27 protein-coding genes and 1 tRNA gene are annotated in these 25945 nt (G+C 51.2%); 13 read left to right on the plus strand and 15 right to left on the minus strand.

All coding sequences use genetic code 11. The annotated features are described in order from the left end of the window. Window positions 1-179: 179 nt before the first annotated feature. The 7 genes from ACR0CZ_RS15340 to ACR0CZ_RS15370 all read right to left on the minus strand — a co-directional run bounded on the left by ACR0CZ_RS15340 (window position 180) and on the right by ACR0CZ_RS15370 (window position 4090). The gene (locus ACR0CZ_RS15340; protein ID WP_480502806.1) at window positions 180-680 is read right to left on the minus strand and encodes a CIA30 family protein; all 501 of its coding nucleotides are present in this window, start codon (window positions 678-680) and stop codon (window positions 180-182) included. Window positions 681-745: 65 nt separating this feature from the next. After that, window positions 746-1186 carry a TspO/MBR family protein gene (locus ACR0CZ_RS15345; protein WP_480454220.1) on the minus strand — a complete coding sequence of 147 codons (441 nt, stop codon included), beginning with the start codon at window positions 1184-1186 and terminating at the stop codon, window positions 746-748. Between the two features lie 25 nt (window positions 1187-1211). Then, window positions 1212-1715: an aggregation factor core gene (locus ACR0CZ_RS15350; protein WP_170395458.1), complete on the minus strand. Its 504-nt coding sequence runs from the start codon at window positions 1713-1715 to the stop codon at window positions 1212-1214. 136 nt (window positions 1716-1851) lie between these two features. Further along, on the minus strand, window positions 1852-2235 hold the full coding sequence (locus tag ACR0CZ_RS15355) for a nuclear transport factor 2 family protein (protein WP_170395456.1): 384 nt from the start codon (window positions 2233-2235) through the stop codon (window positions 1852-1854). Between the two features lie 144 nt (window positions 2236-2379). Then, a complete protein-coding gene (locus ACR0CZ_RS15360) occupies window positions 2380-2760 on the minus strand; it encodes a VOC family protein (RefSeq protein WP_170395454.1) in 381 nt (126 codons plus the stop codon). After that, a complete protein-coding gene (locus ACR0CZ_RS15365; protein ID WP_170395452.1) occupies window positions 2760-3773 on the minus strand; it encodes a zinc-binding alcohol dehydrogenase family protein in 1014 nt (337 codons plus the stop codon). The genes ACR0CZ_RS15360 and ACR0CZ_RS15365 overlap by 1 nt, the downstream gene beginning before the upstream one ends. Window positions 3774-3799: 26 nt before the next feature. Further along, window positions 3800-4090 (minus strand): putative quinol monooxygenase, encoded by a 291-nt coding sequence (locus ACR0CZ_RS15370; RefSeq protein ID WP_170395449.1) that lies wholly within the window; start codon window positions 4088-4090, stop codon window positions 3800-3802. A gap of 104 nt (window positions 4091-4194) precedes the next feature. On the opposite strand from ACR0CZ_RS15370, the gene ACR0CZ_RS15375 reads away from it, so the two are divergent. Continuing rightward, window positions 4195-5082, plus strand: a complete 888-nt coding sequence (locus tag ACR0CZ_RS15375; protein WP_170395447.1) for a LysR family transcriptional regulator — start codon at window positions 4195-4197, stop codon at window positions 5080-5082. A gap of 32 nt (window positions 5083-5114) precedes the next feature. On the opposite strand, the gene ACR0CZ_RS15380 is transcribed toward ACR0CZ_RS15375, so the two are convergent. The 5 genes from ACR0CZ_RS15380 to ACR0CZ_RS15400 all read right to left on the minus strand — a co-directional run bounded on the left by ACR0CZ_RS15380 (window position 5115) and on the right by ACR0CZ_RS15400 (window position 10810). Beyond that, on the minus strand, window positions 5115-6020 hold the full coding sequence (locus ACR0CZ_RS15380) for a haloalkane dehalogenase (RefSeq protein WP_170395445.1): 906 nt from the start codon (window positions 6018-6020) through the stop codon (window positions 5115-5117). A 229-nt stretch (window positions 6021-6249) separates the two neighbouring features. Then, the gene (locus ACR0CZ_RS15385; protein WP_170395443.1) at window positions 6250-8139 is read right to left on the minus strand and encodes an SLC13 family permease; all 1890 of its coding nucleotides are present in this window, start codon (window positions 8137-8139) and stop codon (window positions 6250-6252) included. 619 nt (window positions 8140-8758) lie between these two features. Beyond that, window positions 8759-8977, minus strand: a complete 219-nt coding sequence (locus ACR0CZ_RS15390) for a hypothetical protein (protein ID WP_170395441.1) — start codon at window positions 8975-8977, stop codon at window positions 8759-8761. A gap of 472 nt (window positions 8978-9449) precedes the next feature. After that, on the minus strand, window positions 9450-10220 hold the full coding sequence (locus ACR0CZ_RS15395; protein ID WP_170395439.1) for a hypothetical protein: 771 nt from the start codon (window positions 10218-10220) through the stop codon (window positions 9450-9452). Window positions 10221-10294: 74 nt separating this feature from the next. Beyond that, window positions 10295-10810 carry a DUF805 domain-containing protein gene (locus ACR0CZ_RS15400; protein WP_170395437.1) on the minus strand — a complete coding sequence of 172 codons (516 nt, stop codon included), beginning with the start codon at window positions 10808-10810 and terminating at the stop codon, window positions 10295-10297. Window positions 10811-11202: 392 nt separating this feature from the next. Here ACR0CZ_RS15400 and ACR0CZ_RS15405 point away from each other — a divergent pair, with 392 nt between their 5' ends. The 5 genes from ACR0CZ_RS15405 to ACR0CZ_RS15425 all read left to right on the plus strand — a co-directional run bounded on the left by ACR0CZ_RS15405 (window position 11203) and on the right by ACR0CZ_RS15425 (window position 15886). Further along, entirely contained in the window at window positions 11203-11502 is a 300-nt protein-coding gene (locus ACR0CZ_RS15405) for a hypothetical protein (RefSeq protein ID WP_170395435.1), read from the plus strand. Window positions 11503-11626: 124 nt separating this feature from the next. Continuing rightward, complete coding sequence (locus tag ACR0CZ_RS15410) at window positions 11627-13171, plus strand: ShlB/FhaC/HecB family hemolysin secretion/activation protein (protein ID WP_170395433.1); 1545 nt, start codon at window positions 11627-11629, stop codon at window positions 13169-13171. A 1465-nt stretch (window positions 13172-14636) separates the two neighbouring features. Beyond that, window positions 14637-14762: a hypothetical protein gene (locus ACR0CZ_RS15415; RefSeq protein WP_480502801.1), complete on the plus strand. Its 126-nt coding sequence runs from the start codon at window positions 14637-14639 to the stop codon at window positions 14760-14762. A gap of 115 nt (window positions 14763-14877) precedes the next feature. Then, window positions 14878-15012 carry a DUF4345 family protein gene (locus ACR0CZ_RS15420; RefSeq protein ID WP_480502800.1) on the plus strand — a complete coding sequence of 45 codons (135 nt, stop codon included), beginning with the start codon at window positions 14878-14880 and terminating at the stop codon, window positions 15010-15012. Window positions 15013-15028: 16 nt separating this feature from the next. After that, window positions 15029-15886 (plus strand): DUF302 domain-containing protein, encoded by an 858-nt coding sequence (locus ACR0CZ_RS15425; protein WP_480537180.1) that lies wholly within the window; start codon window positions 15029-15031, stop codon window positions 15884-15886. Window positions 15887-16207: 321 nt separating this feature from the next. Here the strand turns inward: ACR0CZ_RS15425 and ACR0CZ_RS15430 are convergent, their stop codons facing one another. Then, on the minus strand, window positions 16208-16900 hold the full coding sequence (locus tag ACR0CZ_RS15430) for a hypothetical protein (RefSeq protein ID WP_170395429.1): 693 nt from the start codon (window positions 16898-16900) through the stop codon (window positions 16208-16210). Window positions 16901-17509: 609 nt separating this feature from the next. Between ACR0CZ_RS15430 and mgrA the strand changes: the two genes are divergently transcribed. Continuing rightward, window positions 17510-18541 (plus strand): L-glyceraldehyde 3-phosphate reductase, encoded by a 1032-nt coding sequence (gene mgrA, locus ACR0CZ_RS15435; RefSeq protein WP_480503091.1) that lies wholly within the window; start codon window positions 17510-17512, stop codon window positions 18539-18541. Window positions 18542-18869: 328 nt separating this feature from the next. Here mgrA and ACR0CZ_RS15440 read toward each other — a convergent pair whose 3' ends face one another. Then, window positions 18870-20636, minus strand: coding sequence for a phage tail tape measure family protein (locus ACR0CZ_RS15440; protein WP_170395425.1), 1767 nt, complete (start codon window positions 20634-20636; stop codon window positions 18870-18872). Between the two features lie 321 nt (window positions 20637-20957). Between ACR0CZ_RS15440 and ACR0CZ_RS15445 the strand changes: the two genes are divergently transcribed. From ACR0CZ_RS15445 to ACR0CZ_RS15465, 5 genes are all read left to right on the plus strand, one after another. Beyond that, window positions 20958-21053 (plus strand) — tRNA-His (locus tag ACR0CZ_RS15445). 21 nt (window positions 21054-21074) lie between these two features. After that, window positions 21075-21245 (plus strand): hypothetical protein, encoded by a 171-nt coding sequence (locus ACR0CZ_RS15450; RefSeq protein ID WP_170395423.1) that lies wholly within the window; start codon window positions 21075-21077, stop codon window positions 21243-21245. 55 nt (window positions 21246-21300) lie between these two features. Beyond that, entirely contained in the window at window positions 21301-21774 is a 474-nt protein-coding gene (locus ACR0CZ_RS15455; protein ID WP_170395421.1) for a hypothetical protein, read from the plus strand. Next, window positions 21758-21964, plus strand: coding sequence for a hypothetical protein (locus tag ACR0CZ_RS15460; RefSeq protein ID WP_170395419.1), 207 nt, complete (start codon window positions 21758-21760; stop codon window positions 21962-21964). Before ACR0CZ_RS15455 ends, ACR0CZ_RS15460 begins: the two co-directional genes overlap by 17 nt. Beyond that, window positions 21964-22740 (plus strand): hypothetical protein, encoded by a 777-nt coding sequence (locus tag ACR0CZ_RS15465; RefSeq protein WP_170395417.1) that lies wholly within the window; start codon window positions 21964-21966, stop codon window positions 22738-22740. Before ACR0CZ_RS15460 ends, ACR0CZ_RS15465 begins: the two co-directional genes overlap by 1 nt. A 493-nt stretch (window positions 22741-23233) precedes the next feature. Here the strand turns inward: ACR0CZ_RS15465 and ACR0CZ_RS15470 are convergent, their stop codons facing one another. Next, window positions 23234-24712 carry a hypothetical protein gene (locus ACR0CZ_RS15470; RefSeq protein ID WP_480544604.1) on the minus strand — a complete coding sequence of 493 codons (1479 nt, stop codon included), beginning with the start codon at window positions 24710-24712 and terminating at the stop codon, window positions 23234-23236. A 149-nt stretch (window positions 24713-24861) separates the two neighbouring features. On the opposite strand from ACR0CZ_RS15470, the gene ACR0CZ_RS15475 reads away from it, so the two are divergent. After that, window positions 24862-25935 (plus strand): hypothetical protein, encoded by a 1074-nt coding sequence (locus ACR0CZ_RS15475; RefSeq protein ID WP_480562750.1) that lies wholly within the window; start codon window positions 24862-24864, stop codon window positions 25933-25935. Window positions 25936-25945 lie beyond the last annotated feature (10 nt).

Below are 25945 nucleotides of genomic sequence, written 5' to 3' on the forward strand. Positions count from 1 at the left end.
CAAAGACAATTGGATTGGCAATGTCGGTTGCTGTTGTTGAGCAGCCTGATCAGACCTGTCCAAATTGATGCTCGGGCATCAAAGGAATGTATTCCATCGGGAAGATGGTTTGTAAATTTAGATCCCGCGCGGTTCCAAACAGACCTATTTGAAGATTGCAGCCCTCTCTTGGGAAACCTTCAATAGAAACCAATCTCGCTGACATCTACGCGGGCCTCGTGATCTCTCCCGTAGGCTACAACTCCAACTGAGGTGATTTCGTCAGCAACGGGAATAGCGCGCAACATGGCACCTGAAGCCTTGAAGCCTGAGAGAGGTAACCAGACTTCGGTCCAGTTGTCAGAAGTTGCGAACGCGGCCTGATAGTATTGCCATGGAAGCACCGTGCCACGTGTCCTGAGGTGGACGAAGTATTGCTCGCCATTCCCCCGTACCAACAGCCTGACGCCCGATACACCCTCATCTGGTCGATCAGACAACTTGCGTCGGAACTGGATAAAGCCGCCGTTGTTTTTTGTGCTGACGGTTCCGGTCAACCGGGCGAACGCAACATCACGTTCCGAACGAAACTGCACCTGTCCTGAAGAAACTCCTCCCATGACGGTGTCGGCATCGTAGTCCCAACTCGTCTCCGGAGACTTGGAGAAGTCTTCTGCAAGATTTTCATCAGCCTGTGCCATTGTAGATCCGATGATAACAAGACCTGAAGCAAGCCCAGCAAAGTTGGCACGCATATTGTTCCTGCTCAGTTCAGTATCGCAATGGAAAGGTTCAACGCAGCGGCAAATGCAACCCACGCAAAGTACGCAAGGAAGCCCAGTACGGAGATCCGATCTGAGTTCCTAACCTGAGCAATGAACATGACGATGACAGCCAGCAACGCGGCAATTACCACAAACGCAAACCACGGTAGTTGCAGTATGAAAAAGATTGGGGACCACGAAAAGTTTAAACCCATCTGTGCCCACCACAGCTTCATGGCAGTCGAGCTTCGGTCTGTTTCGAACTGGCGCCAACCCGCCATGGCGATCAAGACATAAAGCACCGTCCAGACCGGGCCAAATATCCAATTTGGTGGATTGAAAGCAGGTTTAGAAAGCTGCGCATACCAATCGCCAGGCGCGGTCAATATCCCGATCAGGATGCCGCCTCCCAACACGAGCGCAAGAAATGCTATGCGGACCATCCAATTCGACATTGTGGGATAGCTTTCAGCAGCCCTTGGTCGTCACGTTGACAAGCGCTTCGGAAGAGAAGGTCGCAGTACTGGTCTCATCCGCGTCGGTATATGACACCGTGGCGCCTTCGATCTCCGACTTCGTTACGGTGATTTCGCGTTGCCCGATCGTGTCGTCCACATCGATGGTAAAGGCTAATTTGTCCCCGGCTGCGAGGGAAACGATCTCAAGTTCAATTGTATTCTGCCCGTCCACGACCGAAGGAAATTGACGCAGTGCATCCGCACCCTCAACGAATTCGAGCGGTTGGAATACCTCTACACCCGCGCCTTTTTCGGTAACGTCGAAAATCAGACGTCCAGCAGATTGCGACAAGTCAATTTTAACGGTCGAGGTTTCTACTTCGCACGTTCCCACATTTGTCAGAACAAAACGGTCTTTGGGTGCGCCTTCTATGAAGCGAATTTGAACTCCGGCTTGAAGCGAAGTGGCTGCAAATAGTCCAAGGGTCGCCGCAAGAATACTCTTCGGGAGCATATTTATCTCCTTCCTTATTGGTTCTTGATAGATACGCTTCGGCGGATCTCTTGGATCAGACTTATGCCCTTTGACTATGGTGGTTTAGCTGACAGGCCCTTTCGAAGTTCCATGCACCGCTGTCAGAACGACGAAGTCAAAACATACCATTGTCATTCTCGCTGTTTGCTGGAACTTCCTGAAGAACGTCCCAGTGTTCGACAACCTTGCCATCAGCATCCAGGCGAAAAATATCGATCCCTGCGTACTCGAGACCATCGGGCCAGATTTGATGGCAATGCAGAACAACGTGATCGTCTTCAGCAAACGCACGTTTGATGTCCACACGCTTTCCCGGGTATTCGGCAGCCATGAGCTCAAAATACTCGATAAACGCTTGCTTGCCGTCGCCAACATGCGGGTTGTGCTGCGTATAGGTTTCACCAACAAACGTCGCTATTGCCTCGGCAGGTCGACAGTCATTGAACATCATTTCGTAGAAAGCGATGACATTTTTCTTGTTTGCTTCGAGGTCCGACATGCTGATCTCCAAATCGACGTTTGTACCACCCAAAAATGTTGGCCCACGCAATTCCGGGGAGCAACCCGGCAAGAATCTCAATCACTAATCGACAAGAAGTTGCGAGCTTGATTTTGTGCTCCGACTATTTCGAGAGTTGGCCAATTACTCGGCGTCATCGAAGTCAATATGAATATGATTCCCATCAGGATCGGCCACATGGATTTGGACCATTCGAGCCCCAGGGACTTCAGTTTTGCGATACTGGATCTGACTCGAGATCAGTTTTTCTTCGAATGCGCTCAACCCCGTGGCTGAGAGCGCAAAATGCTCGAGCTTGAGCTTCACTTCGGAGCCAACGTTAGGTGTTCCTTCGTGACCCACAAGATGAACCACGGCGTCATCACCCGTATACAACCATGCTCCGGGAAACGGAAAATCGGGGCGGGCCCCGGGTTTCAAACCCAGGACATTTTCATACCAAGTAACCATCTCAGGCAACCTAGTCGTCACAATATTCACATGATCCAGCCGTTCAATTCTCATTAAAAACCCTCAAGCACAAGCTTACCTTTGGCTTTTCCGCTTTCGAGGATAGCATGCGCTTTCATTAAGTTTGTAGCATTGATCCTACCAAGTGTATCGGTCGCTGTGGATCTGATCTTTCCATTGTCTATCAAACCGCCGACCTGATTCAGGATTTCGCTTTGACGATTCATATCTCCAGTCCCAAAAAGCGACCGAGTGTACATGAACTCCCAATGCAATGAGATCGATTTGGGTTTGAACGGCGCGATGTCGAAGGTCTCAGGATCATCGATCAACCCAAAGCGACCTTGGGGCGTCATCACCTCTCCAGCTTGAGACGCATAAAGCTGGGAGTGGTTTGTTGAATAGACGAAATCCACACTTTCGATACCGAGAGCCTCGAGTTGCGGCGCTAAGGCTTCCGAATGGTTGATGACGTGGTGTGCGCCCAGCTCTCGAACCCAGTCTTGTGTCTCGGGTCGGGACGCTGTCGCGATCACTGTCAATTCAGTGAGAGCCCGGGCCAATTGAATGGTGATTGATCCGACACCGCCTGCGCCACCAATAACCAGCAACGTATTGGTCCCGCCGGAAACGGCATTTTGGACTCGCAAGCGGTCGAACAGCATCTCAAAGGCAGTAAGCGTCGTTAGCGGCATCGCCGCAGCTGCTTTCGCCGGTATGGATTTTGGCGCTGATCCGACAATACGTTCATCCACCAGATGAAACTCGGCATTGGTTCCCGGTCGGTTTATTGCCCCGGCATACCAAACTGCATCTCCCGGACGGAAAGTCTCAACCGTTTCGCCAACTGCTTCGACGATCCCTACTGCGTCCCATCCCAGAATATCAGGTGCTGGACCCGCGGGAGCACGTTTTTGCCGAATTTTCGTATCGACTGGGTTCACTGACACGGCCTGCACTTTCACCAACAAGTCATGCCCCTTCGGCGTCGGTTTATCGGCCTCAAAGTCGATTAAGGCGTCCGCCCGATCAATCGACCCTGTCTCACGGTATCCCACGGCTTTCATAACGTGCTCCTTTGTTCGGTTCTGTATCAACCGATGACTGTCATTTCATTTAACGTGAATTCTGCAACGGCACCCTCTGTTGCTTCCAAGTAAGCCGCAAGGTGCTGAGCACCCATGTGGGTTTGCCAAAGCTCCCGGCTTTCCCAGTTTTCGTAGAATACGAAATGAGCCGGGTTGTCGTTGTCCTGATGAAGGTCGTAGTTGATGCAACCCTCTTCGGCACGGGTTATGTCGATGAGCTTGATCAGCTCACCCTTTACGAAGTCGATCTTGTCGGGGTTGGCTTTGATGTTGGCGACGATTGTCAGCTTGGCCATTGGAATAGGTCCCTTGTGTTCTTGAGCGATGCGCAAGATTTACGCCGCAGTCATTTCGGGATAAACGGGGTATAATCGAACATATAATCCGGAAATTCCGTTTAATGCTTTTAGACAATCTTCGCTTGTTTCTGACCATAGCCGAGAAAGGCAGTCTTGCGGCCGCGGCGCGCGAGACAGGGATGTCGAGCACGACAGTGTCCGAACGGCTCGCGGCTCTGGAGGCACATTACGGTGTGGTTTTGTTCAACCGCACCACCCGTTCCATTAGCCTGACCGAAGAAGGCCGGACACTCGCTGATGGAGCAAGAAACGTTCTCAGTGAGGTTGCGGACCTGGACACACTTGTTCGGCACGGCGCCGAAACTCTGTCTGGTCCAATTCGCATAAGCGCGCCCATTGACTTGGGACGGAGCATTGTCTCCAAGGTTATTGCCGAATTCACCGAAAAGAACCCTGCCGTCTCAATCGAACTGTCCCTCTCGGACGGTTATGTCGACCTCGTAGGCCAGGGTTTTGACCTCGCCGTTCGCTTCGGCAACATCACAGACAGCTCGCTCAGGTTGAGAAATCTGGGAAGCTACCAACGTTTCGTTTGTGCGTCCCCAAGTTACCTGGCCTCATTTGGAACGCCTGAAAAACCAGAAGATCTATTAAACCACAACTGCTTGATCATGAGGTTTGGCGACATGATCGACAACGTTTGGGAGTTTGGATCAGGACCAAATGCCCAGCGCGTTTCGGTAAAGGGAAATCGAATAGTCAATGATGGTTCACTCATCCGCGATTGGGCGATTGTAGGCCATGGGGTCGTATTGAAGTCCGAGCTGGATGTGGGCGACGATGTTCGATCTGGCAGACTTGTTTCTGTCTTGCGCGACTTCCTCCCACCGCCGAAACCTTTGCAAATGATGTTTCCACCGAGCCGGGCCCAACCACGTCGCATAACAGCCTTAGCTGAGCATTTGCGTCGCAAATTTGGTGTGAGTTGAGGCCGCAGGGGAAGACACTAATCTGATAGCCGCTATGTCTGCTCAATGAATTTCAAAGTCGCATGTGCTAGCTCTGTGCCGGCATCTTCTTGAATGAAATGCCCGGCTTTTGGCACAACTGTATGATTTTGACCAACTGCCCCAGGGATCGACTTTTGGAACAGTTTGTCTACTCCCGCCATGACCCTGTCATCTTCTCCAAAAACAGTCAGAAACGGAGTGTTGAGGGTCTTGAAGGTTTTCCATGCGGCTCGGTTGGCTTCAGAAGCTGGATTATCAGGTGTGTCGGGCACCAACACTGGAAACTCGCGAGCGCCTGCCAGATAGCGCGCATCCGGGAATGGTGCGTTGTAGGCTGCGACCTCTTCTTCTGAAATTTTAGATGTCGTGCCGCCGAATACGATGCGTCCCGAATTAAATGCGGGTACGGATTGTGAGTATTCCCGCCATGAAAGAAATGCATCACCCAAGGGTGCGTCACCGGTGGGCAAGGCCGTGTTTGCTACTACTACGCGCGAGAACCGCTCGGGCGTACTCGCAACCAACCGCAAGCCTATTAGACCACCCCAGTCCTGGCAAACCAACGTGATGCCCGTCAGGTCAACCTTCCGCAACCACTCGGACATCCAGTCTACATGGCGTTGGTAGGTGTAGTCGGATCGCTCTGTTGGTTTATCCGACCTTCCAAACCCAATCAAATCAGGAGCCAGAACTCGATGGCCAGCGTCCTTGAATAACGGAATCATGCGCCGGTAAAGGAAGCACCAGGTTGGCTCTCCATGCATCAACAATACTGGTGATGCATGAGCCGGTCCCTCGTCCAAATAATGCAGTCGGAGAAGACTTCCCTCGGTGTCATCCACATCAAGATAGTTCGGGCCAAAGTTGAAATCTGGCAGCCCGTCAAACCGATGGTCCGGTGTACGAAGGAACTTCATCGTGAACTCTCCAAAAATGCCGACGGTCTTGGTCCAATAACAGTGATCGATAAAACAAGAACGGTCCAGTTCCAGCGTATACCGACTTCAGGTTTGGTTGAGTTGGACACATTACTTCGGTCCCTCGCGGAGGAGGCCCTTTTTGCAGACGTTTTGAACCCGCGCCAAAAAATTTGGTCTCAAAAACCTTATATTGTGAGTTCTTCTGTACGGATCGCCGAGAGGCGGCTCAGAAGAAAATCGCAAGCCCGGTCATTGAGACAACCAAGAAAAGGAGAGACATAATTCCACCGGAGCGAACGAAATCCACCACCCGGTAGCCTGCTGGGCCCATGATCAACGCGTTCACCTGGTGTGTTGGGATCAAAAATGAGTTGGACGTTGATATTGCCACCGTGAGAGCAAACACAGCCGGATTGCCACCCGCGGATACGGCAATAGAAACTGCTAGTGGCACCAGCAGGACAGTTGCGCCTACATTGGACATGACCAGCGTGAACGCCGTTGCCAAAACGGCAATCCCTGCTTGCAAAGACCAGATCGGCCACCCCTTCAGAAGGGCCAACACATGCGCTGCAATCCAATCCGCAGTGCCGGTGTTCTGAACCGCCTGACCTAGCGGGATCAGTGAAGCGAGTAGAAAAACAGTACTCCAACTTATCGACTCGTAGGCTTCGTCAATCGAGAGCACCCGGCTCAACACCATCCCAATAGCGCCGATCAACAGGCATAATGACAAGCGCAGATCGGAAAACAGAATTAAGCTCAACGCTATTAGGAAGAAAGCAAGCGCCCAGCCGACCTTGTGTGGCCGTAACTCTTCTTGGGGAAAGTCTGAAGTTACGACAACAAAATCCCTGTCCGACTTCAGTCGTGTCAGACGGTCCCACTGCACGTGAACCACACACGTATCACCGGCCTGCAAAGGGACTTGCCCGATATGCGTGGCTGAATGATCCTCGGTTTCAACGTGGCTCAGTGTTTCTTCTCCGCGCTGAATGGCCAAAAGAGACAAACCATGTGTCTGACGGAGGCGCAAATCAATCGGAGTCTGGCCGATCACTGAAGAACCGGGTGGAATAACAACCTCTGCCACCCCAGACTGCGTCGCGGCGAAATCATCCGCAAAGACATCTAGTTGGGGTAGGATCTCCAAGCCGTAAGGCTCAGCGAACTGTTGCTCAACCACCCGACGCAGGCCAAGTACTGCAAGCCGCGCCGGGGCTTCGATCTTGGTATCAGCCATCGGCGCGATGACCTTGTGGCCGCGATAAGATGTGCCAAGAATGTACATGTTATGGGCGACCATTAGATCTGCGAGCGTTTGCCCGATGATGATCGAACCTTCAGGAACACGTATCTCGAACATATCGGCCCTAAGCCCATAGGTGTTTTCGACATAGGTCTGCATGGACCGGGCTGAGCTTGCGTCTTCCCCACGCTCCCGCTGCGCTGGGAGGACCCAACGACCAAATAGTACAAAGTAAAGCACCCCTGTCAGCACGAGCATCACACCGATAGGCGTGACGGAAAACAACCCAAATGTCTCCATTTGTTGGTCAGCCGGAAGGGATGAGTTTGCTGAAACAATCAGGTCATTCAACAGGATCAGGGGCGATGACCCGACCAATGTAATCGTACCACCGAGTATCGCGCAAAACCCCATAGGCATCAGCAATCTACTCATCGGGATTTCTGTTCGTGCTGAGATGCGGCTGACAACAGGAAGGAAAAGCGCAGCAGCTCCGACGTTCTGCATGAAAGAGCTGATGACACCAACCGTTGTTGATATAATTGGGATAATCCGGGCCTCAGTCGTGCCACCATTCTTGAGGATCAAGGCCGCAACCTTTGACATAAGTCCGGTCTTATCAAGCCCAGCCCCAATTACCATAACTGCGATGATGGACATCACAGCGTTCGAAGAAAAACCTTCAAAGAGCTTGGATACATCTGCAAGATTACCTAGCCCAGGGAGATAGCTCAGTGCACCAAGCAGCACCATTACGAGAATTGCTGCGACATCAATCCGTATGATTTCGGTAACAAAAAGTAAGACCGTAAAAGACAATAGACTCAGCACGGCTATCATTTCGTACGTTAGTGTTGGTAATTCCATATCTTACTCCCAAACTAACGTTACCTGACTACCAGCAAATACGAAGGACCAACTCTGCGCGGCAGATAAGGCCAATAGACATTGGGCTTGCTTACGCGGCTCGCTTTTTCGGGCGCGGTATCTGCTGAAACCTGGATTCTGCCAACCCAAAGAGAGGTAGATGACAAATTCATAAGCCTAACTAAGCATCACAATGCGAAATGAACTTTCACACTTTCTAAAATACACACAAATGGATTTTCCGTATCGTTATCATTCATATCCAGTCAATTATACTTGCCAAGTAGGGAACGCTCTGCGCGATGCCCTCACGACGGCTCAGCTCTGCATTGCTGTCCTCGCCTTTTAGGCCGTCCAGCACGATCCTGATCTTCTCTACTGCGGAATACTGTTGCGGGTCGCACCGCGAAAGGCTGCATTAAGCTGGAAGCGGCAGACTTCAAGCTTCACGTGAGCCACGATCATGGCATGAATCCAACTAAAATTTGCACTGTGCGGAATTATCTTTGGATGCCAAATTCAATGGGTGGCTGTTGCACCCTAGGCTTTGGTCCAAATACGCAATTCTTTAGACGAAATGCAAAGCTATTCGCACCCCTACAAACCGCTGTAGGTGCGCTCATAACGCTGCAATGCCGACATTGATTTCATTAAAAAATCTTGGAAGTTCGCCCATAACTCTGCGCGGTATTTGCGCATAAGTCTGCACGATTTGCCCATAAGTTTGCGTACCACAGAGAACTCGTTGAACAAACAGGCTCTCAGGTTTATCTGCGATGCCCAAATGCAACTTACTCCCAATAACTAGCAGACGAGCGCCAAGTGTTTGCTTGGCCATCCCAAGCACTGGCGCTGACGCATGACGTGGGATTTATTCCGTCGCAATTGGGTCCATGGACGTTTGCGAGGACAACGCGTTGACGCCCAAAATCAGCAACAGTCCAGCCTTGATTGAGCAAGGAATGAGCCTCCTCTTCTACCAGGAAGTGCGACATGCACCCCCCGTTTCGCAAAAAAGAGAGGCGGCGCTTGAACACGCAAGACCGGACTCATTCAGAACCCAATCGCGTTGTAGGTCTCCGTCGAGATCGACCTTCTCAACCGCACCCCAATCTAAGTCAAATTGAGCGTCGTTGAATTCCGCACAGGCTCGTGCCGCCAGATCATCCTTCGCCTGCAAACCGGGCGGAAGGCGCGATACATCAGCCGCGACATCTGGTGAGGTCCAAACAAGGCCCGAAGCAAGCACAATCCCGGCGACCAAACACTTCATCTGACGCGCTATTTGGAAAGCTGGTTGGCACAAGGTATCAATTGCACTGATCATATCGGTAGTCCCCATATTCCAGCCAGTTTGCCGAGCCTTCGTTAAAAATCAGAAACTCGGACCTGTCCTCCCCAAGCAGGGCCACGACAAATCCGGCTGGCGGCTCAGAATTTCCGAAGTAACTGTAAGCAGTCATGGCTCTGATCGACTCGCCGTTGACTGTTACTCGCGCGTCCCACTCTTCCCCCGAGTTGTCCAAAATTACGGGTTCGATCACGCGCTCTATCGCTCCGCCACCACAATATACGATGCCTTCGGGGGGTTCGTAGGAGGACCGCTGGCTAGGATCTGAATCGCAGGCGGAACGAAGGGACCGAATTGCCGCGCTGGAACCTTTCAAGTCAAAGATTCCGTAGCTGACATCTTGATCAATCATCGACAGGTTAACAGATGCATTGGCCGCAAGCTGGCCCAGTACAAAACCATAGTCCTCTTGACTATTGAAACTGACTTCGACGGGATAGTTATCAACGATCTGTACGGCAGCGTTTTCTGCGCCAACCTGAAATGCTCCAACTTCGGTGGCTCCGTTCTTCAAGAAACGAATGGAAAGCCCCTGCTTGTCCGTAATGTCCTGGCTGTCCTCATATCCAGCCGGAGCAAAGCGAATACGGTTACACTGAAGTTCCAGCGTCATGTTTCCGGTTTGAATAAATGCATTGGGAATAGGCCCAGAGTTGAACGACCACTCCGCTGATGCAGTGGTCGCCATAACCATCATTAGCGTCCCAGTGGAAATCGTTTTGAAACTCATTTTCTCTCTCCATGGTGTTACGGTTCGCACTGTCATTCAGCCTGAGATTCCGGCCAATTGCCCCGGCAACCAGGTCAGGAAACAGGTTCGCCGTATTCGTTTGCGCCTTCTTCCGAAGGGCGCGTCAACCACCAGATCATCAGAATGGACAGAACCAATTGAAGAATTGAGACAACAACAATACCGGTCACGCCCAGGACTGCCGCGGGTCCTCGTAGTGCGTCAGGGTTCTCGGTCCCTTGCTCCAATACCGAAAAGAACGCCACGCCACCCAGCATAACAAAAAGCGTTGTAATGCTGAGCGCCATCGGCAGCAGCAAATACCAGCCAGGTCGTCCTGTATCATGCAGCCTTCGCCAACCGGCGGCCAGCATAGGTATGAGAACAGCCAGTTGAAAAACAGAGGACAGAACCCGAGATCCTTGCCCTGTCTCGGGGTTAGTCCCGAATAGGATCGTATCCAGCACAGCCAAAGCAGCACTCACGAGAACCACAAACAAGAAGAACCACCAGTATTCTGAACGTATAGCCCGGCCGGAGAACTGGAAGTATTTTGAAAAACACGTTTTAACGGCCTCAATAAATCCCATTTTTCAATCCTTTCTTAGTTTCTGTGCGGCCTCAGAACGCCTCGCGGACCCAAAAGCACGCCTTCGCCCTTCTGGGTTTTCCCGCCTTCTATTTTTGTTTGAACGCCAAAAACCTATCTTTCAAAAAGGTAGCGAAATTTACGCGCGGAAAAAATGTTGATTTATGAAAAATAAGATTCAAACATGCGAATTCGACTAAGCTTTATTTGACCCACGTTTTTATCGGCCCCGGCAATCAACTCGATATCGTTCCCCGACCAATCCGTTGGCGACAAATCTTTGGGATAGGTAAGCACCGGATCGAGCTGTGCTCAATTGGCTGAGTAGAAGCGGACGCTTCAAAAAGGAGCATCCAATTTCACTAGATTCGATGGACCCTGATGGAGAAGAAAATGACCAAAAAGACAGTGATGATTGCAGGCACAACTTTGTTTGCATTGCTTGCGGCATGTGACGAAACGAGTACGTCTAGCGCGTCCGCCGAACCCACGCCCGCTCAGCAGGCATGTTTGCGAGATGTGGCCAAAACCACGAACAATTCGCAAGTCGTTGTGCTCTCATCCGCGTTTAGCGAGGCTGGAACACAAGTCACTGTCGGTGTTGGCGAGGATCGTGCTCCTTGGAATTGCATTGCCTACAGTGATGGCGCGACCGCTGGTATCGAGTTCCTGGGCGACGAAGGCGCATTGTAGTCTGTTTGCTGTGTATCTCGAAAGCACCAGTCGTGATCAAATTTGAATAACGGCAAGCTCAGACATTCAAACCTCGTAATAGGATTAGGCTCTAACATTCTCAATCATGCAAAGGTTGTAGAAAATGCCCGTAACCAACTCAGTTGTAATTGCGATCATTTGCACTTTTGTGGCCATTGTTTCGGTTCCAAAATACAGCATTGCACAAACCTGGGACATAGCATCACAGCACTCAGTCAACGGCGTAACGGTGTATGATACGGATGAGCTGTTAACTTTTGCCGGTCAATTGGCCTTCAATCGGTCAGGGCGCATCACAGCGGTGGAGGTCGCATCAACGATCACTCAGATCTACCGAGAAGACGGTTATTTTTTGGCTGAAGCCTGGCCCGGTCCCGATGGGCAGAGCATAATTGTTGATGAAGGGCGCATTCAAACCATCGAAATTGAAGGTGTAGATACGCGTACGTTTCAAACACTAGAGAAGATTTTTCAGCCCCTCACCACCTCCTATCCCATAACGCTGAAACGATTTGAGCGGGCAGTGATGCTGGCCGAGGACATACCTGACTTGGAATTGTCGACCGAACTTGATTACCCGGATCAGACTGGTGCTCGGCTGAGAGTATTGGGAGAGCCACTGCGAAAACAAGCCGGTAGTGCGACACTCGACAACCCTCCGCGTGAGCTTGGAGAAGCGCTTAGTTTTTATGTCGTACAAGAGTTTTATTCGACGCTGACCGTCGGAGATTTGCTGCGATTTGAGGGATCAGGCAATTACAATTGGGACAAAGACGATGAACACTCATTGTGGGGCGCTCTTACCTATCGCACGCCGCTGAACAGTAATGGTCTATACGGTGAGATTTTTTATGGGAACGTCAACGCAAAACGCGACATTTCAGGGGACTTTGCCAGAACAGATATTGACGGCGAGAACTTCACCGTTGCGATGGGTTATCCTGTGATCCGCGATGTTGCTCGTTATGGATACCTGCTTTTGGATTATCGCCTTTCAGAATCGGATTCTGTTAGCGGTGGCGTTCCATTGTCCAGTGACGCAAGTGTTGTTGGCCTTACCTATCTGTACGGGCAAAACTATCCAAAGGGACAAGCTCTGGAAGCGGGGCTAACCTTATCTTTTGGTGACAATGACAACGACACGACAGACGCGAGTTTTGACGACGGGGACTCTTCTTTCTGGCATCTACGAGGCGGCGTCGGATACGAAAGCCCACTTACGGGCTTGTCGCCCAACACAGCTTGGCGCACCGAGATTTGGGGGCAGTACACAACAGACCGGTTGCCCTCTGTTGAAGAGTACTTCCTTGGTGATCGTTACGCTTTGCGCGGATATCGATTTGACGAAGTAGACGGTGATTCCGGGATTTCTGCGATATTCGAAATATCTCACTCCTACTTCCCCAGCTCTCGGAGCATTCATCGGCTAACGCCATTTGCCTTTTTCGACGTGGGTTACATCTCGAACAATGACCCTGCGAGTTTTGAAGTTGATAATGCTACACTGGCATCCACAGGTCTGGGTTTGGACATCGAGTTCAAGCGAAACCTATTTCTGTCCGGATACGTCGGTGTCCCTTTGAGAGACGGCCCTTTAACCGAATCTGGCGATCCTGGCGCGTATCTTGCTCTGACAACAAGTTGGTGAGGATGTTATGAAACGGAACCGCATTGTTTTACTTACTGCAGCTTGTTTGATTGCAGAACTGGCTGCTACTCAGGTCGTTGCCCGCGGAAATCACTACGGGTGGTGCCGAGGCGTAGGGAACCCGCACCAGTCGAGCCAAGGATGCGGGCAGGCTGGTGGGCAAGGGGCAGGTAATCAAGTTACTGGCCCAACTCAGCCGGTGGCAAATCAGTTGCCGCCTAAGGGAACGCAGCAAACACCCACGTCCGTTACTGTTCCAGTCCTTGCTCCGGGCGCGGTTCCGAACGCAATTCCCCTTCAGGTTCCTATTGCGACACCAATAGCGGTTCCTGGTCAGGTTCCTACACCGATAGTAGCGCCGACGCTAACTCCGCCTTTGGCACCAAACGCGACACCAAACCGGGTTCCGACAGCCGTTCCCAATCAGGTTCCACCATTGGCTACCGGTCCTACCGCGGTGCCGTCGCAAGTTCCGACTGCAACTCCTAATCAAGTTCCGATAGCTATCCCTGGCCAGGTTCCGCCTCAACCTACCGGCCCAACAGCGGTACCGCCACTTGTGCCAACCGCAACGCCAAACCAAATACCAGTCGCAGTTCCTGGTCAGGTCCCACCTCAGCCCACTGGACAAACTGCTGTGCCACCGCTCGTCCCGACTGCGACACCAAACCAGATTCCGGTCGCAGTGCCCGGCCGTGTTCCGCAACCCAGCGGTACTACGGCGACACCCCCGCTTGTCCCAACCGCAACCCCCAATCAGGTTCCCACGGCGGTTCCTGGCCAGGTTCCACAGTTGACACCGAAACCGACGGCAACTCACGTGGCCGTCCCAGGACATCCGAAACCTCAAGGCGTCGTGACAATCATGCGCCCCAAGCCGAGGCCGACAACCGGTAGTGTCCAGCAACCCAGCACAACACAAGTGACCCACCATTTAACCCACCAAAGTAATGCGAAGAAACACGATCACGTCGCAGCAACACCTGGACGACATGACCCGCACGACCTACCGAGATTCCGCAACGCGGCGGCCAAGGAAGACTGGGAATGCGTTGCCAGCGGATTTGGACAGCGCCGGTATGATGCTGGGCGAGGCGTGTTGCTGAACAACGGAGCGTTGCGGCACCTGGGAAACGTGGACGCAATGGCCCGGGATGTGCCTGCAAGGCATCCAAAACACTCTGGATGCATTATTTCAGTTAAACGAAAGCAGCAGTAGCACCAGTCTGGTAAAGGCACATCTTGAAACCTTAGAGGAATTCTTCCGAGTGGGAAGCTGGTTTCCAACGAAGGTTAAGTTGAAGAATAGACATCGACCGAAGGTGTCATCTCTCAGAAGGTTAATGATGCATACAATATGCCTTTCTGAGTGCTGTTTGGACATCCGCCTCGGATCATCGGATGCCCCAAAAAGCCGACTAGGAATTTCGCAAAAAAGCGAAACCTCTGCAAGAAGGAGCCCTCCATGAGCGCTAGATTGGTCCTTCTGCGCGCTACCGTCGGCCTCGTGCCAATTGCGGTATCATACGGTCTGATGCCCGGCAGTTCGATCCCAGTTTTGGCGGGATATCCGGTGGAAAGGACGAACTAAACCCACGTGTTTCGAGCGATTATGGGTCTTTAACTGGCAAACGCGTTGTTTTGGTTGGCGGCCGCTTCGAAACCAGAATTACAACGCCCTGCGCTTTGGGTTCTGTTTTTTGTTTATGTCGGGACTGGCCATTGGACGCATGCTAAGCATTCTTATCGATGGAGTTCCAAACGAGTTACTTCTATTTTATCTTGCGGCCGAGATAGCTTTTGCAGCTCTGGCGGCGGTTTCCCTGAGAAAAGTACAATGAAACAGGAAGTGTTAAAGTGCTGAGGTTTTTCTTTGTTCTCTCGATGATTACAACTGCGTCGGTTTCGACATCCGGTCTCGCACAATCGTCACCTGTCCAGACTGCGGTGGACAAAAACTTTTTAGAGCTTGAGACTGCCGTTGTCGAAGCGGGAGCTACTCCAATCGCATCAATAGATCACGCGCGCTTGGCCAAAGCTGAGGGCGTAGAAATGCCAGCATCACGTGTACTCATTTTCTCTGATCCAGAGATAAACACGCCCATTCTAGAAGAGAACGTACGAGCAGGTCTGGACCTTCCTTTTCGCGTTCTCTCATTCGATCAGGATGATCGCCCGCAGATCGCCTATACAGACTCTCAGTTTCTCAAAGTGCGGCATGGTCTGAATGACACCCAAGCGTTAAATACATTTGAGAGCAAGCTGCTCGAAGTTCTGAACGGCTTGGATGCAGCACCAGGGCCGACTAACGGATTGTTTGCCGACTATGGGGTCATCGAACTGCGTTCTCCGCTCAGCGTACCAAAGGCAGTGGAGCGTCTCAGTAAAGCAGTGATGAAGCAGGACGACAAGGTCTGGTTTGGGGAAGTTGATTTTGCGGCCGAAGCGTCCCACCTGGGGGTGGAAATGCCGGATGCAGTTCTCTTATTGTTCGGCGGACCAGCACCCGGTGGCGTGGCTATGGCGGGCTTTCCGGCAATTGGTTTGGATGCCTTTTGCCAAAAACTATTGGTTTACGCGAATGAAGAAGGCGGCTCCGTAGTCATTTTCAATGACATCGCTGCCTTGGCAGAGTTGCACTACGGTTTCTCAGCCGAGCCTCATCACGGTTTGAACAAACGACTTACCTCAACATTTCGCACTGCAATTGAGTAGCCGCTGGTTGGAAATCACAATTTTTCTGAATTGCTATATTCCGTATTTGGCTGCCCATTCTGAGCTGGGTACAGACCATCGCAACACTTAACCCCTAGCCTCTCTTCACCTCTCCTATACCGACCTAATGGCTGAGCCGCCTCGAGCTCTTCCACGTTGCCAAGTGAAATATGCAACCGAAAATCTGCACTAGATATTTCGTGTATGATGCCTTCCGGTGACTTGAGTTGCACCGCAGGTCGTCCAACAATTCGACCAATGACTTCGTGCTGAACTCCATCTATGGCATCCGGCGCCCGTCATACTTTTCGATCAGCTCCGTCATAAGCTTAGGACCTCAAGGTAGGCAGTACTGCCACCCGCGGCCCAAAGGTTCGTCTTCCGTTTGAATTCTTGGCTCTGGATGTCACACCTCAGAGCGCCGCTCAGAATGGCTACAATGATGTCACACTCGCGCAGGCCGGTCGATTTCACCGCGCCGTCAACAGTGAATGGACCCTCTCCAAGTTTGGCGACTGCGTTCAAAACGGACGGGGTCGGAACACAATCGGCGTGAGGGCGCAGCAGCTTCACGTTATACGAAAGAGCTGACGTGATGACTTCGTCGGTCACCATTAGCAGTCGGTGCCCAAAATGAGCTAACCGCGCGGGTAGGTCGAGGCAGTCAGGATTTTTCGCGATAAACCAGTTGGATTTCGTCTCGACGAAAACCTGATCTCCGCAGTTGAGCGTGAACAGTAATTCTGGGGTATAAGAGCGTGGCGACTTGCCGAAACCTACGTATTCTCGCGTCAAGTCTTCCTTCGTTCCACAAATCTTACCCGTATCCAAATCGAACGTGACCGGTTGGGGCGTGATTTCCTTCACCCTTGGGTCGATCATGCCCAAGTACGCCGCAGCCGATTCCAACCGGCTCTCGGTCTGAACCATGCCACCGAGCTTCGGGCCAGACAGGTAATTTGCCTTTTTCGCTTTTGCCGCGCCTGTGAATTCGGCGGGCGGGGGTTCTTGCATCTGGGTCGATTTTCATTCCTCGGCAAATGCATCTACGACGCCGCGAGATCAAGAAATTAAGGTCATATTTTTCAGGGCGTTAGCAACCTCTCGCGGAAATTTTCGACCGTTTTTCTTCCGTCAGTCCTCACACGCGTTTGATTTCAAAGGAGATGGACTCTTGAGAATTTTTAGATTCAAAAACAGCACATTGTGTGATTTTTGACGCACTCTTGCACTTTTCGAACTCTGTTCGTGTCGAAACCTGAAAAATCGCTTTGTGCTGGTTACTCGCAACGCCCCCCGGTGCGGAGGAGTTGGGGCGACGCGGCGCATGACACAGTTTGGAAGTCAGGATTCGAATGATCGAGATCGATCCTAAACCGCGTTTGCCTTGAGTGCATCGTTGCTGAGGTGTGGTTCATCATAGGAGGCACTCTCTACGTTTGAGAGTTGGCATTGAATCCGAATGATCGGAACATGAAATCTTTCGCACTCAGAGCAAGACTAACCAACAGGGCGAGCGGAATCTCGCATCGATCTTGCTGGAGGTGATCCGTTTGACAGGCCCGACAATCCATTGATTATATGCGCATGACCAAAGCTCAACGACCGCCAAAGCCAAAACCCATTCCCTATACCCCTGAGCCGAACCGCTATGAGCGGATGATGTATCGGCGATGTGGGCGCTCCGGTGTGAAGCTTCCTGTTGTCAGCCTGGGCCTGTGGCATAATTTCGGTGCGGACTCGACGCACGAAAACAAGCGAGCATTGTGTCGGACCGCGTTTGATCATGGGATCACTCACTTTGATCTGGCGAACAACTACGGTCCGCCACCCGGTTCAGCCGAGGAGGCATTTGGCGAGATCCTCAAAACGGATTTCGCGGGTTACAGGGATGAGCTGATCATTTCCTCCAAAGCAGGCTACGACATGTGGCCGGGACCCTACGGAGAATGGGGGTCACGCAAGTACATGATTGCGTCCTGTGACCAATCACTTGCGCGCATGGGGCTTGACTACGTCGACATCTTTTATTCCCACCGCTTTGACCCCGACACCCCGCTCGAAGAGACGATGGGCGCGTTGGATCATATCGTACGGTCGGGTCGCGCGCTCTACGCAGGTATCTCGAGCTACAACTCACAACGCACGCGCGAGGCAGTGAAAATTCTCAAAGATCTTGGGACGCCTTGCCTAATACACCAGCCTTCTTACAACTTGCTCAACCGTTGGGTGGAGAGGGACGGGTTGCTGGATACCCTGGATGATCTTGGGGTAGGATCGATTGCTTTCACGCCGCTGGCGCAGGGCATTCTGACGTCAAAATACCTGCGCGATATCCCTGATGGCAGCCGTGCTACACAAGGAAAGTCGCTGCTCGATGGCATGATCAACGAGCGATCTTTGGCAAGTGTCCGCGCTCTGAACGATATGGCTGAGGCACGTGGCCAGGCTCTGGCGCAAATGGCTCTGGCCTGGGTGCTCAGGGGTGGGCGCGTAACGACCGCACTTATTGGTGCGTCCCGACCCGATCAGATCGTGGATTGCGCAGGCGTTATCGATAATCTCGACTTCAGTGCTGACGAGCTCAAAAAGATCGATGAAATCAGCTCGGAAGAAGATATCAATTTGTGGGCGCGGTCGTCAGAAACAGAATGATAATCCAAAGAAGTCCGCAATGCCGCGGCTGTAGGTGCGCTCATAACGCTGCATTGTTGACATTGATTTCGTTTAAGAAAATCTTGGAACTTTGCCCAAAACTCTGCGCGGTATTTGCGCATAACTCTGCACGATTTGCCCAAATGTCTGCACTGAAGCCTGTTTTCGTTTGGCCATTGGGCGAGAGGTGTCAACAAAATCAACCTTAGGGCATCCATTCTCTAGCAATAAGTGCATTGGCCGCAGCAAGGCGCAAGGCTAGCTCGGCAGCAAAACACCAGCCAGATACTACTTGAGGAACAAAAATGTTAATAGTTGGTCAGCTCAATCAACGCCGAATTCTTACGTTTGTTCGATTTCGGATAATTGCTTGAAGCGATCCGGCTTGAGACGGCGGAGTATCTGTCTCCTTAACGTCGCGTGCCATTTGTGAAAAATCCGACCAAACATCCGTCTTTCTTATCGCATTCATCACATGACTTGGCCAAACTGGCATAAACACCTTGTCAGGAAAAACTCTTAGGTAGTTTGAGAAATCACGCATGATTGAGCGCAGTTCACCGCTCAAAATTTCAGGCTGCATATGACGAGAAAGGTGCTTCCTCTCTAGGCTTTCTTCTCCAAATGCGTTCAAAAAGTCCTCCGCAGACGGCAGGCTCGAAATCGCCGCCGCCAACATGTGAGCCATATGATTCAACGACAATGGATCTGTTGGTAGCTGTTCATAATCGCCAACAAAAGTTCCACTCCCCGGTAAATCAAATTCTAAATCGCCTTCCGTAGAAACCGTCGCTTTTAGAGCCCTCAAAGGAAAGACTCCGTCCGAAAGCAGCGACAGGCGAAGCAAAGGATCACCAGCAACCCCAGAGTCGAATTCTTTATCGGTTTTTTTTAGTAGAGAGTAAGAGGATTTTCGAAGATCCCTTTCAAGCCCGCCTTTTCGCTCACTTATGCGTGGACTACCTCTACGGAACCGCCCCCCCCGATCTGGGGACGTTCGCATCATGTACGCACCAATACCACCCCGATCCAAGGCAGCCTTGCGTTGAACGTTCCAAACATATCGGGCGTATGCTTGTCTGAGCCACAACGTGTCCAGTTCAGTAAATCGCAAGGTTTCAGCTATTTCGAACAGTTTCGCTGCATGAACGGCTAGCCGCTCGTCTTTATGTTTCCATTCTCCACAAAAAGCAGTAGCACTGGCTGCCTCGGGAGACGGGTTCCAATTGGCGGCCATCCGCGCGTCAGCACCTAAACACCATGTGTTCTCTTGTTCTGCTAAACGTTCATCTTCAGCCTCAATTTGCTCTTCCATTTCCATGACGGTAAGAACTGACTCTGGGCTTTGCTCACGGAATGTTTCGACAGCCTCGACGAGTCTTAGTTGATTGGCTTCGAGCTCATCCAAATACACCGAGATGTACTCAAATGTTGACTTTGTTTTTACACTCTCGGCCGATGAGCCGGCCTTTCGACGTTCCTTGGCAACTGCTGCACCTTCGAACAAAGGATCTCTTGCTGCTCTGGCCAAGGCTCCGGCAAAATCCTCCAAAGCATTGGCCGCTGCATTGCGCCTCAGTCTAACTTTCTCACCCTCTTCGCTTAAAAGTGCTGCGCCTACTGGACGGGATTGAAAATACTCGCCAAGAGATAAGGACAACTCACTGGCTTCTTCCTGAAGTTTTTCACCTGAAAGCCTCAAATCCCTGAGAACAAGGAAGAGACCATCAGCCATCCCATTGGCAACCTCTCTAGCACGAGCTTCCTCTTCAAGTCGTTGGGACTTTTCTTCGAGTGCGTGTGTCAGACGGGCTTGTTGAATTGCCCAGACTGCAAGCACAATTGCGACCAGCGAGCCAGCTACCGAAACCGAAACGTTTGCGATGGCGGACAATGTGTCAGAGATATGAGAGTATTTCTGGTCAACACCAATATCCAACAACAGCATCAAAAAGAGTAGTCCAACGGCCAATAGAGCAAACACCACAATGCCGAAGGTGAACGTTCTCAATGGCCAGTCGATGATTAGCCTCATTACCCCTTTTGGTCCTTCAATTTTGCTTCCGGGTTTCTTCGGCGCGGTTGCTTGACTCATTTTGCAGTATTTTTCCGACTTGAGGGTTTTCAATTTGAGCAGTTGTCTAAATCGCATACGGGCATACCCGTGAAACGAAATCGGCAGACCAATCCTGGGTTGCAGAAACACACCCTGTACCTTGTGTCATTAAACGCAACCACACAACACTAAAATCCTGTAAATTTATGATTTAAAATGATTTTATAAGACTATCGATCAACACGCCTAAAACTTGACACTTCACCCTAAGCTTGCTACCGAAAAGGTATGACTAACGCACACAATCATACCGCGTCTCTTCGAATATCTGCCTGAAGCAGATATCAACCCACGTTTTGTGGGAGGGCGCAGGTGCGGTGGTCGGGTTTATACCCCTTCAACGTCGGCAGCAGATTACTGTGACTCACCAGGGTTCGAGTCCCTGCCCTCCTACCATTTGTTTTGGAGGAGTATGTCATGGCAAAACGCCTTGAACTTGCTTTCGGTACACCACTCAAACAACACGGCGTCAGTGACATCGGTTTTTTCGTCCGCGATGAGGATCGCCGAATTACATTCTGGCTCGACCCAAAAGACTTCGCCGACGCGGGAATGCTGACTGACAACGAAAACTTGGCAAATCATTGAGGACAAAGCCGCTGCTTGGCCAAGTGGGCCTGCATGCGTGAAGAAGGAGTCGTAAATGATGCTCAAATTGATCGTCTATGTAAATGAAACCGAAGTTGCTCGCGCGCACCTCGGCAACATCAGCGACCTTGCCGACGTGTCCGACTACGAGGTCCGGATGAACGAGCGCGAAAACGCCCAGCTCGGTATCCAAGAGAAAGCCATTCGTGGCGAGATCTTGCAGCATCGTCGCAAGCAAACTGTTTGGTCACTGGTGGAGAAAACCGCGCAGCTCTGGCTGGAGACGACATGTGCGCGAGAGCCAAGCGTCGAGATCGAGGAGTTAACGCGAGCATTCCTGATCCTGAAAAAGGCCGAGTGTTTTGCCGGCCGAGCACCACTGTCTGATCCGATCAGCGCAGATGAGATCAGAGCGCGCAAAGTAAATGAAGAGGATGATGACGACATGTTGTCGATCTTTCAGTCGAGCATTAGCGAGTTGGATGAGCGCATCGCTAAAAAAGAGAATGACGATGGCCAGGACGATTGAACCAGTTTTCTCGAAAACTGAGGATCCTAGATTCCTACGCCTGTCGTTTGCGGTTCACGACAGTGAAAGCAGTGTCGTGTTCTCAATCCGACCCGAGGATTTCGCGGGTATCGATGACCTGACGGACGAAGAGATCATGCGTGTTGTTAATGAGAAAGCTGACGCCCTGGCGCAGCTGAAGGGTGAGTAATGAAACAGGTTGTCGATTGGAATGACATCCACACGAGCGTGCTGAAGGCCCTTGGTGAGCATCGTGTCGGCTGGGTTGACCAGCTCGCCTTGGCGCTCGACGGTGTCAAACAAGTCGTCAAGTTGCGACCCGATATCTATGGCAAAAAGCTCCCCGACATTATTCAGGTTAAACAAAAGTTGGGGGGTCTTCGGGTATACACACGAGAATGCAATCGGAATCTCTTCGACGAGCTGGAGGCGCATGTCGAGGAGATCGAGAAGACCTGTGAGCGGTGCGGAAACTCAGCTGAGGTTCAAAACATCCGAGGCTATCTCTCCACTCTTTGTTGCTGGTGCTACAACGACTACCTCGAACGCCGATTTGAAGGCGCGGAAGCAAAATGGCCGCGAGATCTCGAGCTTGATATCGCAGATCGCTTCCCAGATTTGGTGAATGCCAATACGGCAAGTCTAAAGCCAGCTATTGGCCCAGGATGGTTGGTCTCATTGTCGCAATTCCTCGTGGCAGCTGAACAAGTGGTCCAGGAAGCATTCGAGACTCCGGTTGTGGTGCAAATCTCAGACGTGAATACGACCCGCCTTGGCGTCATCCATATCGAATTTAGCAAATACGATCACTGCTTGGATCAACTGCTCAGGCGGGTCGAGCTGAATAGCCGACGGACCTGCGCGAAATGCGGCCACCAAGGAGACGTGGTGCGAAAAAAGGATAAGGCAAGCGTGCTGTGCGCATATTGCGACAACAAAAATGAATGGGATCCGTTCGATGAATGACGATGAGTTTTCAAATTAAGAGATCTTTGGGCGCCCATTGCACGATATCCCTTTGGATAACTTGATTGCAGAGATCCAATCGCGCTTGAAAGAGGATCCAGATGCATGGCCGGCACTTCTGGCGCTTGTGCAACAACACATCGTGGAGATTGTGCCAGATAATTGCGCCGCAGAGTGGACGGATGATTGGATCAAAATGAGCAAGTGCCCAGAATGAGTGAAAACGATAAAATCACTGAAGGATCTGGCAGCGTGTACAAGGATATTGGTCTGCCGGAACCGGTTGTGAGTATGCTGTTCTGCGACCTGAGGATCGTCGCAGTATGTGGTCAATTCTAAATGCCTGACTTGCTAAGCGAGCGAAGTGTCCAGGTGACTTGGTTGCTTCTGTGGTTTACTTCACGGATCACGCCTCAAAAGAAGAGAGCAGATACCCAGCTATTTTGGTCTTGGTCAGAAGAAGAGTTGGACGAGAACCATGAACTGTTGCGAACTAGCTTCCTGAGAAACTCTGCAAATCAACGAGAATGTCTGGGTTGCTACCTTTACCTTCCAGCTCTTCACAGACTTGAGTGAGAATTACGAAATATTTTTCCAAGCGCGGATCACTTTTCATTAGCTGGCTAAGATGCGCTGCGAGCAATTCAGTTGCGGCAAGAAGGTTATCGGCCACAGGATCACGTCCTGCTACCAAAGCCCATGGATCTTTCAGACGCCATCTTAACAGGCCAACCAACAGGAATGGACCATAAGAATAAGCCGTTGAAAAGTCTTTACCGACGGCCTCACGAACCTTGGTCTCAGCAATCGACGCAATGAAGTCCACTTCTTTGCGAGCAAGAAGCATGGGTGCGTTGTCATTTCTCGACAGCAAAAATGCAGCGCAGGCCATTTGGTCTTTTTTCCAGCGTTCCTTGGGAAGTGATAGCAAAAAATCAAAAGCCTGCCGCTGATGTAAAGGGTCAGTAGCCGTTCGCCCAATTCCTTGAAGCATCAGTGATCTGCTTCCGGGAGCAAGAATAAATGGGTGTTGCCTAACTGGAGAATCCAAAGCTTCTAGCAGGTTTAGAACAACCCAATCTGGGCATCTTTTGAACAGCCAGGTCAGAAAGCGCAGAGATTGGTTTTCGTCGGTTCCGTCGCCATTTAGACGCGCACGAACATCTTGTTCCGCACGCTCTATAGCTTTGTCGAGAAGAGTTAAAGCTGTGTCGGGTATGCCCTTTGGAAGGTCACCGTCACTTGAAACAGAATACTTTCCGAAAGGTCGCGTCGACACTTTGCTAGCTAGCGTTTCCCAGTCAGGTATTCGCTTATCCAAATTGTCTTCAAGGAGCTCAATCAAGCCGTAACTACGCTCAGTCTCAAACCAATTGTCAGAGCCGCACGGTAGGACCAGCCGGTTGGGCACCGACGGTTTCTCCGGCTCCAAACTTTCGATAACCTCCTCCCATGTTTGATCAAGCTGCTCAGCATGCCCCCAGTCAACAACCAAGGGGCTTGCAAACGCCTCGGAGACCAATGTGAGTCTTGCGCGGCCAGCAGCGGGCGTTTGCTGCAAATGAAGCTCAACAGGTGTGTTTGTCTGTGGTGGAATCGCGAGCGGAACAAAGACTCTACGAGGTGTTGAATCCGTTTGTTTCTTCAAATGCACTTTGATCTCGTCGGTGCCAGCAACTAAGCCAAGGCGAGCTGGCCTGTCGCTTTGATATGACTGCCCCGCCGGCAACAGAGCATCCGGAGGAATGAGGTCATAATTCGCCGCTCCATCCGCGTTTTGAACAATGGTGGAAATCTGAGGCAGGAAGTCGTAATAAACCGGGTCGTTTTCCGACAACCGTCGGGCAGCTTCCAATGCTCCCAAAGCCACCGCTTCGGGTTTCAAAGCTTGGACTTCGCGCCCTAAAGCGTCTTGTATTTTGCCAATAAGAAGATTGCGTATTTGTCCTGTTGTTGGAGTTTCGAACAACAAGTGATCGCATCCAGCCAGCGATTGGACCAGTTTTGAAGGAACGTCTCCCGTAGCTGGTAAAAAGTTCGTTGGAGGTTCAATTATTTCCCATCTTCCGTTCCAAAGCCTCAAGGGCTCAAAGTCGCAAGTTCCCTCAATAGCAAGCTGACATGGCAAGTTGGACGCAGCGACATGATCCGAGCGGCGAGGGTTCTCACATTTCTCCGTTAAGGACGCGGAAGCTTGATCCAGCAGTGAGTCCAATCCTAAATCACACTCGATTAGCTCACCAACGCATTTACGCTCTGGCGCAAATTTTTCCTCTCGTCTTAACTTCAAAACTTGCACTGACAGGCCCTTTGCATGGTGCCCAATCACTCCAATGGTTTGCCCTTCTGTCCATCTTTGAGACGTCTCATCGCTTAAGCCAGCAATTACGGCGAGGACAGATCGCCAAACCAACAGTCTTCGCCCCGGTCTCAACTTCCGACGCCATGGACAACCCGAGCGACTATGGACTTCGAACATCCAACGAAGTCCTTAAAAACATTTCAGATTTAACCGGAAGAAGACCTCACAGCCTCAAGAACCCACTCTATGTAAGCAGATGGTTAAAAGAGAAACATCCTGAGGTTTACGAAGCCAAACCGGCCTGGCTGGGTATGACGCTGGTTATGTATTTGATGAAAATAGAAGAGTTGGATGCCGCAGAAGCAAAAAAGATAACACCGAAAGTTTTTGAAGGTCAGATGAAGCAGATCGAGCTCAAGGCTATCTTCGACGACCTTAGAGAAAGAAAAAGCGATCCTTCCATAACGACCGGAAGTATAGAGCTTTCCGCGCCTCAAAGAGCACAACGATTTTACGACTTTGTTGACGACTACCTTAAGCGCTTTGGGGCTGAATTCTTTGAATCGGACAGCGTATCTATCCAACCCGGAAGAATTATCGATCCTATAAGCCCGGACCTTGTTGTGAACCTGAGTTCTGGAGAGCGTGTTGCGGTAGAAGTAAAATCTTACCGAAACCGGGTAGACCGGCATCAGTTCATAACAACACTTGGGTATTTGGCACTAATTCAAAAACTTGTGCCAGAAATTCTCATGATTGTGCCCGAAGGAAGCGCATATGACTTGCATAGGATGAACGACCTGCGCGACAAGCTCTCCTTAAAGGGTATTCGCTTCGCAACTCTGCCCGAGAAAAGGGCGGAAAGCGAAGGCGACCTTAAGCTTTTCGAATGAGTTGAGCAGC

The organism is Ruegeria sp. H9, assembly GCF_056532915.1.